This window comes from Adlercreutzia caecimuris B7, assembly GCF_000403355.2.
In the GTDB taxonomy this organism is placed as follows: Bacteria; Actinomycetota; Coriobacteriia; order Coriobacteriales; family Eggerthellaceae; genus Adlercreutzia; species Adlercreutzia caecimuris.
This window is the reverse complement of the sequence record NZ_KE159646.1, coordinates 127438-143142: the sequence shown is the minus strand read 5'-3', so window position 1 is coordinate 143142 and position 15705 is coordinate 127438. Positions and strand designations below refer to the sequence as shown.

Here is a 15705-nt window from a genome sequence, read left to right as displayed (position 1 = left end):
CTGCGGCGCTCGCGACTCTAGCGCGCCAGGCTCGCCACGGTACACGCGAGCACGGCCACATCGATGGGCTTGGCCACATGCGCGCTCATGCCCGCCGCCAACGCTTCCCGTTCGTCCTCGGCGAAGGCGTTGGCCGTCATGGCGATAATGGGAATCTCCCGAGCATCGGGCCGATCGAGGGCGCGAATGGCGCGGGCGGCCTCATGGCCGTTCATCACTGGCATCTGCACGTCCATGAAGATCATGTCGTAGGCGCCCGGCTCGCTTTGGCTGAATTTGTCCACCGCCACCTGGCCGTTCTCGGCCACTTCGCACGTCGCGCCGTGAATGGTAAGGATCGCGCCGATGATCTCGGCGTTCAAGTCGTTGTCCTCAGCCACGAGGAAGTGCTTGCCGCCAAGGGCCTCATCCGCATCCGTCGCCGGGGCGGAAACGGGCTCCTCGCGCTCTTCCGACTCCGCCTCGGCTGGCGGGAAATCGAGATCGATGATGAAGACCGATCCTGCATCCAGCTTGCTGCGCACGGTGATGGCGCCGCCCATAAGATCGACGAGGTTCTTCGTGATGGCCATGCCGAGACCGGTGCCCTGGATCTTGTTCGTGAGCGTGGACTCTTCCCGCGAGAACGAGTCGAAGATGGTGGCCAGGTAGTCATCCGACATGCCGATGCCGTTATCGCGCACGAGGATGCGCACGTGCTGCAGGGTGCCGTGGCGCGCAAGCGACCCGTCGATGCGCAGGAGGATCTTGCCGCCGGTGCCGGTGTACTTCATGGCGTTCGAGAGCACGTTCATGAGAATCTGGCGCAGACGGCCCTCGTCGCCTACGAGCCGGTCGTGGGAGATGCCCGTTACCTCCACCGTGAACGTCTGGCCCTTGGCATCGGTCTGAGGACGCATCATGGCCTCCACGGCGGCCACGGTCTCGGCAAGAGAGAACGGCTCGGCGGTGAGCTCCGTTTTACCCGACTCGATCTTCGACATATCGAGCACGTCGTTGATGAGCCCGAGCAGATGCCTTCCCGACAGGGCGATCTTGCGGTTGTACTCGCGCACCGCCTCCTCGTGGCCGGCCTCGCGGTCGATAAGCTCCGAGAACCCGAGGATAGCGTTCATGGGCGTGCGAATGTCGTGGCTCATGGAGGCGAGGAAGTTGCTCTTCGCGCGGTTGGCGTCCTCGGCGGCGGCCACCGAGTCCATGAGGCGCTGGCGGATATCGTGCTCGTCGGTCATGTCGGTAAGCGAGTAGATGACCTTCGCGTCACCGCCGAGGGTGACCGGGCAGCTCGTGATGCGCAGCCACATATCGCGGCCGAAGACGGCGTTGAAGCACTGAAATTCCCAGGTGCGCCGTTCGGCGGGCGCGCCCGAGTGCACGATGGCCGCCACTTTCGCGTAGGCCTCGTTGGAGGAGAGACGATCCACGGCGAAGAACTTCGATGCGGGCACTCCCAGGATGTCCTGCACATTCTCGAAGACGGCCTCAACCACCTGGTCCTCGCAGTCCACGATGAAGATGGCCGTGTCGATGTTCTCGCCGATGGCTTGGTAGATGCTCTGCACGTGGCGCTCGCCACGCAACTCGCGGCGGTTGCGGTAGATGAGCAGCGCGCCGATGGCGGTCACGGCCAGAAGGGTGGCCCCTACGACGATGATGACCATGCGCGCGGTCACGCCGACGATGGCGGCGCCCTCGGCCTGGTCGTTGGGCGTGATGGAGTCGGCCTGCACCACCAAACCGTGGATGGTAGAGAAGTAGTACAGGCTCGTGGCGGCGATGACCACGGCGAGCATGACCACGACCGCCGCGACGGCCGCGAAGATATAGCGCGAGTCGAACCTCTGCCTCATAACCGCCGGACTCCCGCCGGGCTATTCCACGGTAACGGACTTCGCCAGGTTGCGTGGCTGGTCCACATCGCAGCCGCGCAGCACCGCCACTTCGCGAGCGAGCAGCTGCAAGGGCACGCTGGCCGTGATGGGGCTGAAGGCGTCGCGTACCTTCGGAATGTAGATGACATGGTCGGCGTGCTTCAAGATCTCCTCGTCGCCCTCGGTGGCCACGGCGATGATGCAGGCCCCGCGGGCGCGGGACTCCTGCAGGTTCGACACCACCTTGTCGTAAACCGGGCTGTTGGTGGCGATGGCGATGACCGGGAAGTTCTCGTCGATAAGCGCGATGGGGCCGTGCTTCATCTCACCGGCAGCATAGGCCTCGGCGTGCAGGTAGCTGATTTCCTTGAGCTTGAGCGCCCCCTCGTAGGAGGTGGCGGCGCCCATGCCGCGGCCGATGAAGAGCGCGCTTTGGGCGTCTACCATGGCCCGGGCGGCCTCTTCCACGGCCGGGCCGCAATCGGCGAGGATGCGCTCCACCTGCTCGGCGGTGTCGGCCAGCTCGCTGAACAGGAGCTTGATCTGGGCCGTCGTCAGCTTACCGGCGGACTGTCCCAGCAGCATGGCCAGAAGCGTGAGGGAAGCCACCTGGCCCAGGAAGCTCTTCGTGGAGGCCACGGCGATCTCCTTGTTGGCCTTGGTGTAGATGACGCCGTCGGACTCGCGGGCCACGGGGCTTCCCACCACGTTGGTGATGCCGAAGACCTTCGCACCGCGCACGCGGGCATCCCGGATGGCGGCCAGGGTGTCGGCCGTCTCGCCGGACTGGGACACGGCCACCACCAGCGTGGTCGGCGTGATAATGGGGTTGCGGTAGCGGAACTCGCTGGCCACCTCCACCTCGCAGGGGATGCGCGCCCAGGCCTCGATGAGGTTCTTGGCGATAAGGCCGGCATGATACGACGTGCCGCAGGCGATGACGTAGACGCGGTCGATGAGGTTCAGCTCCTCGGCGGTCATATCGAGCTCGTCGATGGAAAGAGCTCCGCCCGAAAGGCGCCCGGCCAGCGTGTCGCGGATGACGCGGGGCTGCTCGTGGATCTCCTTCAGCATGAAGTCGGGGTAGCCGCCCTTCTCGGCCACGTCGATGTCCCAATCCACATGGGTCACCTCGGGGGCGATGGCGTTGCCCTCCAGGTCGAAGTACTCGATGCCGTCGGCCGTAAGGCGCGCCATCTGGTTGTCGGCGAGCACCACCACATCGCGGGTGGCGTCGATCATGGCGATGATGTCGCTAGCCACGTAGCTGCCCGTTTCGCCACGTCCCACCACGATGGGGGAATCCTTGCGGCAGGCAACGATGGTGCCGGGCTCCGCATCGGCCATGACGGCCAGGCCGTAGGCGCCTACCAGACGCCCGGTCGCCTCAGCCACGGCGGCGCGCAGATCGCCCTCGCCGGCCGCGCGCATGCGGTGGTAGGACTCCTCTACCAGATGCGCCACCACCTCGGTGTCGGTGTCGGAGGAGAACACGTGCCCGCGGCTGGTAAGCTCCTCGCGCAGCTCGGCGAAGTTCTCGATGATGCCGTTGTGCACCACGGCGATATCGCCGGCGCAGGAGGTGTGCGGGTGGGCGTTGGCCTCGCTCGGCTTGCCGTGGGTGGCCCAGCGGGTGTGCCCGATGCCGCAGGTGCCGGCGAAGTCGAAGTGCTCCAGGGTGTGGGCCAGCTCGCTCACCTTCCCCTTGCGGCACACCACCTGGATGGCGTCGCCCTCCTGAATGGCCACGCCGGCCGAGTCGTAGCCGCGGTACTCCATGCGGGAGAGGCCTTCCACCAAAATAGGCTCGGCGGCCGATGCTCCCGTGTACCCGACGATTCCGCACATAGTTCTGCTCCTTAGCAAAAAGGGGCGACCGCGCAGGCCGCCCTCGGTTCTCTCAAGCGATGGGGCTATTGTAGCGTCCGACGCGGCGAGCCGCCGCCCCTTTCACGAAACGCCCGCAGGTAATCGCCCGATGCCCGCAGCCGCTTCTGGCTTGAAAAGCACGACCTGGGAACCGAATTGGGCCCAACGGGGCGCATGGAGAAGTTGCCGAAGCGTCGCGTACGGAGTTATGCCTGGTGACGTCTTCAAGAAAGCACGGTTAAAACCCGTTCGAGTTCCCAAAGGGGGTGCGGACGTTTTTCCGTACCGCCTAGGCGGCGTACCCAAGCGAGGCGCGGTACTCGTCGGGGCTCAGCCACCCCAGCGAGCGCTTGATGCGCCCCGAGCAATAGTAGCGCAGGTAGGCGTCCAGACGCCCGGAGAACTCCGCCAGGGAGACGCCCTCCCAGTCCCTGTAGTGGAAGAACTCGTTCTTGAGCCGGCCGAAGAACCCCTCGCACGCCGCGTTGTCCGGGCTGCACCCCTTGGCCGACATGGAGCGGACCAGGCCGGCCCCCTCGCACAGGGCGATCCAGCCGGGCCAGCGGTAGTGGCCGCCGCGGTCGCTGTGCACCACGGTGCGCGCCCCCGGGCGCCTGCCGGCGAGCGCGTCCTCGAGCGACCCGTTGGCCAGGTCGGCCGTGGGCGACGCCCCTATCCTCCAGCCGGCGGGGCGCCCGTCGAAGCAGTCCACCACGGCGCTCAGGTAGGCCTTGCCGGCCGGGATGCGGAACTCGGTTATGTCGGTGACCCACAGCTCGTCCGGGGCGGCCGCCGAGAAGTCCCTGGCGACCAGGTTGGGCGGGGCGGCGGACACCTCGCCCTCGTAGGAGCTCCACCCCCTGCGCCGGCGCCTGTTGTAGGCCGCGGACAGGCCCTCCTCCCGCATCAGCCGGCGCACCACCTTCTCCGACACGCGCACGTCCTCGCGGCGCAGGCGGGCCCATATGGTGCGGTAGCCCCACGCGCGGGAGCCCTCGTCGAACAGCTCGCGCACGCGCGCCCGCAGCCCGGCGTACTTGTCGGGCCGCCCCAGGCGCGCCCGGTGGTACTCATAGGAGCTCCTCGAGATCCTCAAGAAAGCGGTGATCTCTCGGAGGGGCAGGCCTGTCGCCGCGCGCAATCTCTCGCCCAGCTCGCACTTTCTCCTGTTCGATATCGAACCCGGGTGCGAGCCTGCCCCTTTTAGGTCGTCCAACACCGCCCTGAGCAGCATGTTCTCGTTCATGGCGGCCTCGTAGGCCGCCCTCTCCGCCTCGTTCAACGGGTCCTCCTCCGCATCGGGAGGGGCCATCCTAGCAGCTCCCCGTGGAGGTCTTGCGGCGGAGCCGGACGCCCGCCATCGCGCGTGGGGCAGCAGGCCCCGCCCCCAGCGCTGGACCGCGCCCCTGGACGCGCCGCAGAGCTCGGCGGCCTCCACCTGGGTCATCCCCTCCTCCAGCGCGAGCAGCGCCAGCTCGATCGTGTCCCTGTCGTACATGCGGACTCCTTCCCGGACCGACGCCGGTCCAAGTTTTTGTCCGCACCTCCAAACCGTGCTTTTCAAGCCAAAACTAGGCAGGGGGCCCGGCGGGCAGGTCGTCGAGCATAGTGCGGGCCTCCTTGAACTGGCGGGTGAGCTCCTCCATGGGGTCGCGCCGGCGCTCCTGGGCGGCCACCGCGTCATCGGTGATGGCCATGGCGCAGGCCACCGCATCGGTGTGCGTGTAGGACAGGGAGATGGGAATCTCGCGCACGCCGCGCTCGCGGGCCACCTCCCGGGCGCGGCCCGTGAGCACCACGTAAGGCCGCCCCTTGGCCGTGCGGCGCACCTCCACGTCGAGCCAGCCGATACCCTCGGAAAAGCCCGTGCCGAGCGCCTTCAGCACCGCCTCCTTGGCAGCGAAGCGGGTAGCGTAGTGCACCTCGGGATGCGCATGGGCGTCGCAGTAGGCGCGCTCGGCGGCCGAGTACACCTTCTCGGCGAATGAGGGCGAGCGCGCCAGGATCTTTTCCATGCGCCCGATCTCCACGATGTCCACGCCGAGGCCCACCGACTCGTCGGGCACGGTCATGGACAGGGCACCGTCAACGATGGCCTGGGATTTCTTGGAGCGGGCCATGGATTTACGCCCGCACTTCCGCGCCGGTGGCCTTCTGCACCTTGTCCACGAGCTTGCCGTGGGCCCGCTCCACCTCCTCGCTCGTGAGCGTGCGGTCGGCGGCGCGGTAGGTGAGGCTGTAGGCCATGGACTTCTTGCCGGTGCCCACGCGCTCCGCATCGCGGTACACGTCGAACAGCGCCACCGATTCCAGAAGCTTGCCGCCAGCCGAGGTCATCACCTGCACGAGCTTCTCGTGGGACACGTCCTCCGCCACGACGAGGGCCTGGTCCACCGTCACGGCAGGGAAGGTGGGCACGTCCACGTAGTCGCGGGCGGGACGCGACGCGCGGGTGAGCGCCGCCATGTCCAGCTCGAAGGCCACCACGGGAGCCGCCGCGTCGAAGGCATCGCATACAAGCGGGTGCACTTCGCCCACCCAGCCGATCACGGCGCCGTTGCTCATCATCTCGGCGGCGCGGCCCGGCTGCAGCTGAGGCGCCTCATCGGCGGACACGGCCCGGAAGCGCACCTTGGGGCACGCCAGCTCGCGAGCGATGCTCTCCAGCACGCCCTTGCCGTCGAAGAAGTCGAAGGGCACCGACGGCGCGTTCCAAGCCGTATCGGCCATGGCTCCGGCGAGCACGCCGACGAGCTTCCGCTTCTCCTTGGCGCGCTTCTTGCCCTCATGGGCCGTGAACACCGTGCCGATCTCGTAGAGCTGGATGTTCTTCACGCCACGGGCCTGGTTGTAGGCCACCGAGCGCAGAAGCCCGGGCAGAATGGACTGGCGCATGACGGACATGTCGGCGTTGAGCGGGTTCAGAAGCTCCACGGCCAGCCCGAGGCCGTCGGCAGGCAGGCCCAAGCGCTCCACATCGCCCGGCTCGGCGAAGGAGTAGGTCATGGTCTCGTTCAGGCCCGCGGCGCGCAGCACGTCGTTCACGCGGCGCGCCACCTGCTGTTCCGGCGTGCGGGTACCGACGCGCTCGCGGCCGCCAGGCAACGTGGGAGCAATGCGGTCCATGCCCCACAGGCGCAGCACCTCCTCGTACAGGTCGATCTCGCGCTCCAGGTCGGGCCGGAAGGTGGGGGCGAGCACCGAGAGCACGTCCGCGTCGGCGGTAGCCTCCACGGCGCAGCCGAGGCGCACGAGGATGTCCTCGATGAAGTCGGCGGGGATGTCGGCGCCCATCATGGCGTTGAAGCGCGGGATGCGGAAGGTGAGCGGGCGCGGGGCGGCCTCGCGGCCGTAGACGTCCACCACGCCGGGGCGCACGGTGCCGCCGGACACCTCGGCGAGCAGGGCCGCGGCCGCCTGGGACACGAGCTCGCACAGGTTCTCGTCCACGCCGCGCTCGTAGCGCATGGAGGCCTCGGAGATGAGCCCGAGGTTGCGGCTCGTGCGGGAGGTGCGCCCGTTGCAGAAGTCGGCCGACTCCAGAAGCACGGTGGTGGTGGCCTCGGTCACCTCGGTATCGAGGCCACCCATCACGCCGGCGAGCGCCACAGCGCGTTGCGGCGTGGCGATGACGGTCATATCCTCGGAGAGGACGCGCTTCTCACCGTCGAGGGTGACAAGCTCCTCTCCTTCCTCGGCGGCGCGTACCACCACCGCGACCTTGCCGTCGGCATCGGCCAGGGTGTCCAGGTCGAAGGCGTGCAGGGGCTGGCCGTACAGGTACAAGATGTAGTTAGTCACGTCCACTACGTTGTTGATGGGACGGCCCCCGGCCGCGCTCACGCGCTCGGCGAGCCAGTCGGGCGAGGGACCTACCTTCACGTTGTCGATGACGCGGGCGGTGTAGCGCGGGCAGCGGTCGGTCTCGGCCACCGTGACGCTCACCGCGTCGGCCACGTCGGGACCGGCGGTAACGGCGGGCAGCTTCGCCACATCGGCGGCGAGCGGATAGGTCACCGGCTGCTGGTACATGGCGCCCACCTCGCGGGCCATGCCCACCACCGACAGGCAATCGGGGCGGTTCGGGGTGATCTCCAGATCGAGCACGGTGTCGCCCGATCCGATCACCTCGGCAATGGGTGTGCCCACGGGCGTGCCCTCGGGCAGAATCCAGATGCCCGAGTGGTCCGACCCCAGCCCCAGCTCGCGCTGGGAGCAGCACATGCCGCAGCTGACCTGTCCGCGCAGCTTCGACTTCTTGATCTTGAAATCGCCGGGCAGCACCGCGCCCACCGTCGCCACGGGCACGAGAATGTCAGCGGCGATGTTTGGCGCGCCGCAGACGATCTGCACCGGCTCGCCCGCGCCCACATCCACCGTCACCACGTGCATGTGGTCGGAATCGGGATGGGGCTCACAGGTGAGCACGCGCGCCACAACGACGCCTTCGAAGGCCTCGCCGGTCTGCTCGACGCCCTCCACCCCCGTGCCCGTAAGATCGAGCCGGTCGCAGAACGCCTTCAAATCGCCCGGCACCTGCGTATATTCCGAAAGCCACTTCAAAGATACCTTCATGATGATTTCCTTCTCTTGAGCCAAAGCTCCAAACTTGAATTCAAAAAAATCAATGCCCAGGGGGGTTCGGGTGGTGCTCGCCAAGCGAGTTCCGCAGCGGCACCATCCTTCGCAGGCGGCACTGGGTGTTCCGACCGAGCGAGTTCCGCAGCGAACAGAACAGGGCTCAATGTCCTGTTCTGCCGAGCGAGGACTGCCGAGCGAATCGGAATGTCCAGTGTCGCCGCCCCGGCAGAGCCACAGCTAAAATTGGCGCAGGAAGCGCATGTCACCTTCAAGCAGCATGCGCAGGTCGGGCACGTCGTATTTCAGGCAAGCGATGCGCTCCACCCCCATGCCGAAGGCGAAGCCGGAGTACTCCTCCGGATCGATGCCGCTCATGGACAGCACGTTCGGATCCACCATGCCGCAGCCCAGGATCTCGATCCAGCCGGTGCCCTTGCACATGCGGCAGCCCTCGCCGTGGCAGATGCCGCAGCTCACGTCGGCCTCGGCCGAGGGCTCCGTGAACGGGAAGTAGTGGGCGCGAAAACGCGTCTTGCGGTCAGGGCCGAAGATCTGCTTGCACATATAGTCGAGCGTGCCCTTCAAGTCCCCGAAGGTAATGCCCCTATCCACGACCAGCCCCTCGATCTGGTGGAACTGGGGCAGATGGGACGGGTCGGCCACATCGCGGCGGTACACTTTGCCCGGCGCGATCATGTAGATGGGCAGATCCCAGTCCTCCATCACGTGCACCTGCACGCCGGAGGTCTGAGTGCGCAGCAGCACGTCGGACTCGCCGCGCACCCGCGAGGCATCGCCCGAGAGGTCGCGCACGTAGAAGGTATCCTGCATGGAACGGCTCGGATGGTCGGCCGGGGCGTTCAGAGCCGTGAAGTTGTAGTAGTCGGTCTCGATCTCGGCGCCTTCCACCACCTTGTAGCCGAGCCCCAAGAAGATGTCGGACACCTCGTCGATGATGCCGTTGATGAGATGGCGCGTGCCCATCTGCTGGGCACGGCCGGGCAGGGTGACATCCACAGCCGCCGCGTCGATGGAGGCGGCCAGCTCCGCCGCGGCGATGGACGCCTTGGCGGCCGCAAGGGCCTCCTCGATCTCGCCGCGGGCCGCATTCACGGCCTTGCCCACGGCGGCGCGTTCCTCGGGGGGGACCGACCCCATGGAGCGCAAATACCCGGTCAGCGTACCGGACTTGCCCAGCACCGCCACGCGCACGGCCTCCAGCGCCGTCGAGTCGCAGGCCGCCTCGATCTCGGCCAGAGTGCGCTCGCGCAGGGCGGCCAGTTCCTCTGCAATTGCCATAGCTGCTTCGCCTTTCGCTCTTGCTTCCAACAGAAAAAGCCCTCTCTCGCCTCGGCCGGGCAACTTGCCCGGAAACCCAAGGACGAGAGAGGGCTCTCGCGGTACCACCTCGGTTGGCGACGCGCCGCCGCGCCCATGGCGCCGCCGACAAGCCGCCCGCTCGTTATCGCCCGATTACGGAAGCGAACCGTCGCCCCCTACTGGCCGTCTCGCGGAAGTGCCGCGTCCGGGTTCAGAGGCGCTGCTCGGAAGGGAACGGACTCGCATCGCCGGCCGGGCCCTTTCAGCCAGGGGGCCCTCTCTGAAGACCGCGAATACGCGAACCTTGTCTTCGTCATCGCATGTAGCAGTGAAGTATAGCGCACTTCGCCGGGCGGTGCGGGAGAATTTCCCGCCGCGCGGCGCGCTCCTACAGGAAGCGGTATTTCACCGTTCGCAGACCCCATCCCTTGCAGCTGGAGAAGCCAAAGGCCTTCCATACACCGGGCTGGAGGTCGAGCACGCGGCTACCGCCGCCCATGGAGCCGCAGTCGTTTACCGTGGCATACACCGTTTTGCCGCCGTACTTGATCTCCACCGTGCGGCCGAAGTAGCTGCGATAGTTCTTCAGCGACTTGGGAACGGCCACGCCCATGGAGTTGTCATCGCACACCGCGCCGGTAGCTGTGGTGCCGGGATTGGGCGTGGAGGGGTCGGTCTTGCCGCCGTAGGCCGAGGCTGTGCCGGAAAGCCAGCCCTCGTTCGATGTGTCAGACGAACCGGCCGAGCCCTCATCGTCATCTGAGGAGCCGGCGTTGTCGTCCGAGGAATCCGCATCGCCCTCCGATTCTCCCGAATCGCCCGAAGACGAGTCGTCGCCCGAGGAGCCCTCGTCGCCCCCGTCGTCGGGATCGGGCTCGACCGGCGCATCGTCGCCCACCACCGGCTCGCGATCGCCCGTATTCGCGTCCGGACTCTCCTTGGCGGCCTTGCGCGCCGCTGCCGCCTCGGCCTCTTCCTGCTGCTTGCGCAACGCTTCGGCCTGAGCGGCCAACTCGGCCAGTCGGGCCGCATGATCGGCCTTCGCGCTCTCCAGACGGCTTGCGGCATCGTCCACAATGGCCTCGGCCTCGGCCCGCTTCTCCGCCTGGGCAGCCAGAGCCTGCTCCTGCTCGTTCTTCTGGGTGTTCAGCTCGTTGGATACTTCGTCGAAGGCACGCTTGCGCTCTTCCTGCTTGGCGATCTCGTCGGCTTGGAAGGCCATAATCTGCGTGGCATACTCCATGTTGCGGAGAAGATCGGCGAAGCTCTTGGAGTCGAGCACCATCATGAGCAAGCTGGCTGCGCTGCCGTTGCGGTACTCGCCCACCGCCACATCGCCCAAATTCTCCCGACCTTCGAGCATGGCCTGCTGAGCCTCGAGGGCCGATGCGCTTGTTTCGTCGATTTTTCCCTGAAGCTCGTCCACCTGCGCGGACAGGGCCTCGTACTCTTCGTTGATCTGGGCCATGCGGGCCTCGGCGTCGCTGAGCGTCGCCTGGGCCTGATCGACAGCGGCCTGGCCGTCATCGACGGGATCTGCCAAAGCCGCAGAAGGGGTGACCCCCACAAGGGAGAAGGCGAGCAGCAGAGCCGTCAAGACGGCGAGCGCACGCTGTCCCTGTCGTTGCAGCTGTACCAAGGTGTCCCTTTCCCTTTTCCAATAAGCCGCGCATTTTCCCCAGCAAGAACCCGCAGCGGGAAAACGCATCGCTTAATCTTCCTGAATTTGCCCGCTCGTGACAAGCGCTTTGCCGAAAAAGACACGAGTCCGCGCCCTTCCAACCACGAACCTTAGCAGAACTCTCATCGTATTGCAAATATTTGTTCGTATTATTATTGTATTTTTACTCGAGATCGGCTATACTGCTTCCCCTACGAAAGGAGCTGCGATGCACGCAATGGTAACCGCGCGGGTTCCCCAGGAGATTCGCGACCAAGTCAACGCCAAGCTAAAGGCCATCGGGTCCTCCCCTACCGAGCTGGTCAACGCCGCCTACGACTATGTGCTGCAAGCAGGACGGCTGCCCGACGTGAACAACGATGAGGCGCCGTTGTGCATCACGCTCACCGAGGCCCAGGAAAACGAGCTTCGGTTCCGCCTCAAGCACGTCACGCGCACCGTGCCGCCCTCGTTCTGGGAAACCGCCGCCCGCACTCGAGGGGAGGCCTAGCCCATGCGACTGCTCATTGCCACCGATATGCTGCTCGATCTTATCGCCGAGCGCCCCGAGTCCATTGAGGCATGGAACAAGCTCAACGCCCTCGAGTTGACCGGCTCGGCCGAACTGTGGGCCGCAGCCTCCTCCTATGACGCGCTGCGCGCCCAGCTCGCCGAGGTAATCGACGATGCGGACGTGCGCTCCGCCCTACGCTCCACTATGAGCTTCATCACCATCTGCTCGGTAGACGGCTCCGATGTTCGCTTCGCCCTCGACCATGCAGACCTACCCTACGAGGCCGCCATCGCCGAAGCCTGCGCCCGCAAGATCCAGGCTGACTACGTGGTCACCAACCAGGGTCCCCTTGCCGTCTCACGCGCCATCAAGCGGGTGACCCCGACCGAGCTCTTCGACGACATCGAGGCCGAGCGCGGCATTGTGTTCGACCTCGTCGATTTCTAAGGAGGCGCTCATGATCGACGAGATTCGCGTACGCGACCTCGCCCTCATCAAGGAGGCGGCGCTGGCGCCCTCCCCACGTCTCACCGTGATCTCGGGCGAGACCGGCGCGGGCAAGACGGCGCTCATCTCCGCCTGCAAGCTGATCATCGGCGCTCGGGCCGATTCGTCTCTCGTGCGCCAAGGGTCGGGGGCGGCCGAGGTGTCGGGGCGCCTGTTCGCCAGCCCCGCCGCAGCCGGGACGGGCGAAGGCCCCGACGGGGACGACGAGGTGGTCGTCTGCCGCAAGGTGGGCGCCGACGGCCGCTCGCGCGCCACGCTGAACGGCGCCATGGCAAGTGCGACCGAGCTGGCTCGCACGATCGGCCCTCTTATCGAGCTCTGCGGCCAGCACGAGTTCCAAACGCTTCTGAAGCCGGCGGGGCACGGCCGCATTCTAGACACATGGTCCTGCGAGGCCGGCGATGCCGCCGCAGCCTATCGCATGGCCTTCGAGCGCCATGCCGAGGCGGCAGCTGCCCTGGAAGCCGTCCGGGCTCGGGCCAGCGCCTCCCACACCCAGCTCGACGAGGCCCGCTTCACCCTGCAGCACATCGAGGGCGTGAACCCGGGCCCCGGCGAATACGAGGAGGTGCGCGAGTACCTGAGCCGCGCCGAGCACGCCGAGACGCTCGCCCGCAACTCCCACGGAGCCGCCGCGGCCCTCTCCGACGAGGGAGGAGCCCTCGACGCCCTCAACAGCGCCATTGCCCTGCTCGACGAGGCCGCCCGAGTCGACGAGGAACTCGCCCCCTATGCCGCATCCTTGCGAGAGACCTGCTTCGTCGTGGAGGATGTGGCCCGAGATATGGCCGGGTACTGCGACAACATCGATTTCGACAGCGCCTCGCTCGCCCATGCCCAAGAGCGCATGGGCGCCCTCCAGGGGCTGATGCGCTCGTTCGGCCCCTCGATGAACGAGGTTTTCGCCCGCTGGGAAGAGGCCTCCGCCCTCGTCTCGCTCGTCGACGACGCCGACGAGCAAATCCAGGCGGCCGAGGAAAAGCTTGCCGAAGCCGAGGAAGGCCTGCAAGCCGCCGCCCGCGCCTATGCCGATGCCCGCCGCAGCGCCGCCCCCGCGTTCGCCAAGGCCGTAAGCGCCGTCATGGCGCGCCTCGACATGGGCAGCGCCGAGCTCATCTGCACGGTAGAGGCGCTCGACCGCGATCAATGGAGCCGCAGCGGCCCGGACGCCGTTACCTTCGAGTTCAGGCCCGGCAAATCCATGCAGCCGCGACCGCTCGCGCGCATCGCATCGGGCGGTGAGATCGGCCGTGTCATGCTCGCCGTCAAGGTGGTGCTCGGCGCCAAGGACGGCACCGAGACGCTCGTCTTCGACGAAGTGGATGCCGGCGTGGGCGGCAGCACGGCCAATGCTCTCGCAGGGGTTTTGGCCGAGGTGGCCGAGAGTCATCAGGTCATCGTCATCACACACCTGGCCCAAGTGGCCGTTATGGCCGACGCCCACTACACCGTCGAGAAAACGGGAGGAGACGCCCCCGAGACGCTTCTGCGCGAGGTGTCCGGCGAGGAGCGGGTACGCGAAGTGGCGCGGCTTCTTTCGGGCAGCGCCACCGAGACTTCGCTCGCCCATGCCCGCGAGATGCTCGCCGCCGCGCAGGATCGGAAGGCCGCATCCGTATAAAAAAGCGGGCGGGGCGACTTTGAAGAGCCGCCCCGCCCGATCCTCGTTCACCACACGTCCGAGCCGCCATCTGCACAAGATGGGAACCGTACTGCCCATCCCGTCGCGGCTGCCCGCAGCCATCATGCGCCTTACTTGGCTGCAGCCTCCTCGGCGGCATCGGCGAGCGCCTTCACATCATCGTAGGCCAAAAGCTCATCGATCGTCACGAACTTGAAGCCCTTTTCCTTCAGATAGGGCAACGCTATCCTCAAGGCATCGATAGTCTGGGTGCGGGGGCCTCCTCCGTCGTGCATGAGAATGATATCGCCCGACTTCGCGCTCATGATGGCTTCGGCAATGGCCTCGGCGCCCGGGCGCTGCCAGTCCTCGGTATCGATGTTCCAGCCGATCTCCGCCGTCACGTAGGGCTGCAAGTTCCAGATGATGTCGTCGTGGTAGTTGCCGCCGGGCGAGCGGAACACCTTGGAGGCCTCCTTGCCCGTCGCATCCGTGATGGCCTGCTGGCCCTGCTGCACCTCCTCGATCTGTTTCTCGGGAGACTGACGGGTCATATCCACGCTGTTGCCGCCGCCGGTTTCCGCATGGTCCCAGCTGTGGGTGGCAATCTGATGCCCCGCGGCAGCCATCTTCTCCATCGTCTCAGGCTGGCCGGATATCTGCTTGCCAATCGTGAAGAACGTGGCCTTCACGTCATACTCCTTTAGCAGGGAGAGCAAGTCGCCCGTGGTGTCCCACGGGCCGTCGTCGAAGGTGAGCGCGACCACCTTGTCGTCGCCGGGGTTGGCGTTGTACTTGAAGTAGATGTTGTTGGTGGCCTTCTTGACCACCTCCTTGGCCGTCTTGCCCGACACCTTGCCCGTGCGCTTTTCTACCTGGCCCGTCTCGCCGGGGATGTACACGTGAATGGCGCCCTCGCCGAGCTCCTTGTTCTTAGGCTTCTTCTCCACCGTCTCCGCGTCGTATTCCTCCATAACATCGGAGCCGTTGCCGATCTGCACCGAATCGCCCTTGTGAACCTGCGTGTTCGGATCGTCGATGGGATTGCCGTTGATGGTGCCGTCGAAGGGATTACCGCCGCCCTCCTCGAGCACCTCGCCCTCCACGTCGATGAGATTGCCCGCCTTGGGACTCACGACGCCCTGGGCGACAAGGTCGGCCACCGTAGTACCGGTGTCCACCGTGCGCGTCATGCCGTTCACGGTCATGTTGAACGTCGTGGGATTTAAATACAGGTACACGCCCACGCCGATGGCACCCAGAATGACCACAGCGGCGACGATGCCGGCGATACCAGCCTTCTTGCGCCCCTTCTTCCTGTACCGCGAGCTGTCATAGGGCGACATCTGCCCGGACGTCGGACGAGCCGGCGCCACCCGCGGGTTGCCCGCCGTAGCAGCAAAGCCCGCATAACCCGACTCGCTTTGGTAACGGGAGCCGTACTGCGGATGATTGGCCGCGCCGGGATGCGGCTGATAGGTAGCGGCCGCGTACTCCTCGTAGGCCGCTCGGGCCGCAGCCTCCTGGGAGGCGGCGTCGCGACCCGCCGGATAGCCCACCTCCGCCGACGCGCCCCCCTGCATCGCCGAAGCTTCCGCCTCGGTGGAAACGGGTGCATGGGCCGAGGTGCTGCCAGGATGGCGACGCGTGGGACGCTTGTGCTGGCGCAGGTTGTTGCGAGGGTTATGGGTGCCGGCGGGAGGCATCGACTGGTCGGGCATTGTTCTTCCTTCACAGGTGACGCGCGCCGCTCGGGGGCGGC

At 66.5% G+C, this 15705-nt stretch carries 11 protein-coding genes; 3 read left to right on the top strand and 8 right to left on the bottom strand.

The window, feature by feature from the left end; translation table 11 throughout:
- Positions 1-17: 17 nt before the first annotated feature.
- The 7 genes from C811_RS04870 to C811_RS04840 form a co-directional block, all read right to left on the bottom strand.
- Complete coding sequence (locus C811_RS04870) at positions 18-1850, bottom strand: ATP-binding protein (protein ID WP_016308368.1); 1833 nt, start codon at positions 1848-1850, stop codon at positions 18-20.
- 21 nt (positions 1851-1871) lie between these two features.
- A complete protein-coding gene (gene glmS, locus C811_RS04865; RefSeq protein WP_016308367.1) occupies positions 1872-3719 on the bottom strand; it encodes a glutamine--fructose-6-phosphate transaminase (isomerizing) in 1848 nt (615 codons plus the stop codon).
- Positions 3720-4029: 310 nt separating this feature from the next.
- Entirely contained in the window at positions 4030-5238 is a 1209-nt protein-coding gene (locus C811_RS04860) for an IS3 family transposase (protein WP_016308366.1), read from the bottom strand.
- Positions 5239-5311: 73 nt separating this feature from the next.
- Positions 5312-5860, bottom strand: a complete 549-nt coding sequence (gene acpS, locus C811_RS04855) for a holo-ACP synthase (protein ID WP_016308365.1) — start codon at positions 5858-5860, stop codon at positions 5312-5314.
- 4 nt (positions 5861-5864) lie between these two features.
- A complete protein-coding gene (gene pheT / locus C811_RS04850) occupies positions 5865-8315 on the bottom strand; it encodes a phenylalanine--tRNA ligase subunit beta (protein WP_016308364.1) in 2451 nt (816 codons plus the stop codon).
- Between the two features lie 243 nt (positions 8316-8558).
- Positions 8559-9620 carry a phenylalanine--tRNA ligase subunit alpha gene (pheS, locus tag C811_RS04845; protein WP_016308363.1) on the bottom strand — a complete coding sequence of 354 codons (1062 nt, stop codon included), beginning with the start codon at positions 9618-9620 and terminating at the stop codon, positions 8559-8561.
- Between the two features lie 409 nt (positions 9621-10029).
- Positions 10030-11280, bottom strand: a complete 1251-nt coding sequence (locus tag C811_RS04840; RefSeq protein WP_136435523.1) for a hypothetical protein — start codon at positions 11278-11280, stop codon at positions 10030-10032.
- 250 nt (positions 11281-11530) lie between these two features.
- On the opposite strand from C811_RS04840, the gene C811_RS04835 reads away from it, so the two are divergent.
- From C811_RS04835 to recN, 3 genes are read left to right on the top strand one after another with little or no spacing between them, the layout of a single operon-like run.
- A complete protein-coding gene (locus C811_RS04835) occupies positions 11531-11812 on the top strand; it encodes a hypothetical protein (protein WP_016308361.1) in 282 nt (93 codons plus the stop codon).
- A gap of 3 nt (positions 11813-11815) precedes the next feature.
- Entirely contained in the window at positions 11816-12262 is a 447-nt protein-coding gene (locus C811_RS04830; protein ID WP_016308360.1) for a hypothetical protein, read from the top strand.
- Positions 12263-12272: 10 nt separating this feature from the next.
- Positions 12273-13943 carry a DNA repair protein RecN gene (gene recN / locus C811_RS04825; RefSeq protein ID WP_016308359.1) on the top strand — a complete coding sequence of 557 codons (1671 nt, stop codon included), beginning with the start codon at positions 12273-12275 and terminating at the stop codon, positions 13941-13943.
- 131 nt (positions 13944-14074) lie between these two features.
- Here the strand turns inward: recN and C811_RS0102615 are convergent, their stop codons facing one another.
- Positions 14075-15664 carry a polysaccharide deacetylase family protein gene (locus C811_RS0102615; protein WP_016308358.1) on the bottom strand — a complete coding sequence of 530 codons (1590 nt, stop codon included), beginning with the start codon at positions 15662-15664 and terminating at the stop codon, positions 14075-14077.
- Between the last annotated feature and the right edge of the window lie 41 nt (positions 15665-15705).

Bases quoted from the DNA above. Each gene is read 5' to 3' on its own strand.
- acpS (WP_016308365.1), bottom strand. From the start codon at position 5,860: ATGGCCCGCTCCAAGAAATCCCAGGCCATCGTTGACGGTGCCCTGTCC.
- pheS (WP_016308363.1), bottom strand. From the start codon at position 9,620: ATGGCAATTGCAGAGGAACTGGCCGCCCTGCGCGAGCGCACTCTGGCC.
- C811_RS04870 (WP_016308368.1), bottom strand. From the start codon at position 1,850: ATGAGGCAGAGGTTCGACTCGCGCTATATCTTCGCGGCCGTCGCGGCG.
- glmS (WP_016308367.1), bottom strand. From the start codon at position 3,719: ATGTGCGGAATCGTCGGGTACACGGGAGCATCGGCCGCCGAGCCTATT.
- C811_RS0102615 (WP_016308358.1), bottom strand. From the start codon at position 15,664: ATGCCCGACCAGTCGATGCCTCCCGCCGGCACCCATAACCCTCGCAAC.
- recN (WP_016308359.1), top strand. From the start codon at position 12,273: ATGATCGACGAGATTCGCGTACGCGACCTCGCCCTCATCAAGGAGGCG.
- C811_RS04860 (WP_016308366.1), bottom strand. From the start codon at position 5,238: ATGTACGACAGGGACACGATCGAGCTGGCGCTGCTCGCGCTGGAGGAG.
- C811_RS04835 (WP_016308361.1), top strand. From the start codon at position 11,531: ATGCACGCAATGGTAACCGCGCGGGTTCCCCAGGAGATTCGCGACCAA.
- pheT (WP_016308364.1), bottom strand. From the start codon at position 8,315: ATGAAGGTATCTTTGAAGTGGCTTTCGGAATATACGCAGGTGCCGGGC.
- C811_RS04830 (WP_016308360.1), top strand. From the start codon at position 11,816: ATGCGACTGCTCATTGCCACCGATATGCTGCTCGATCTTATCGCCGAG.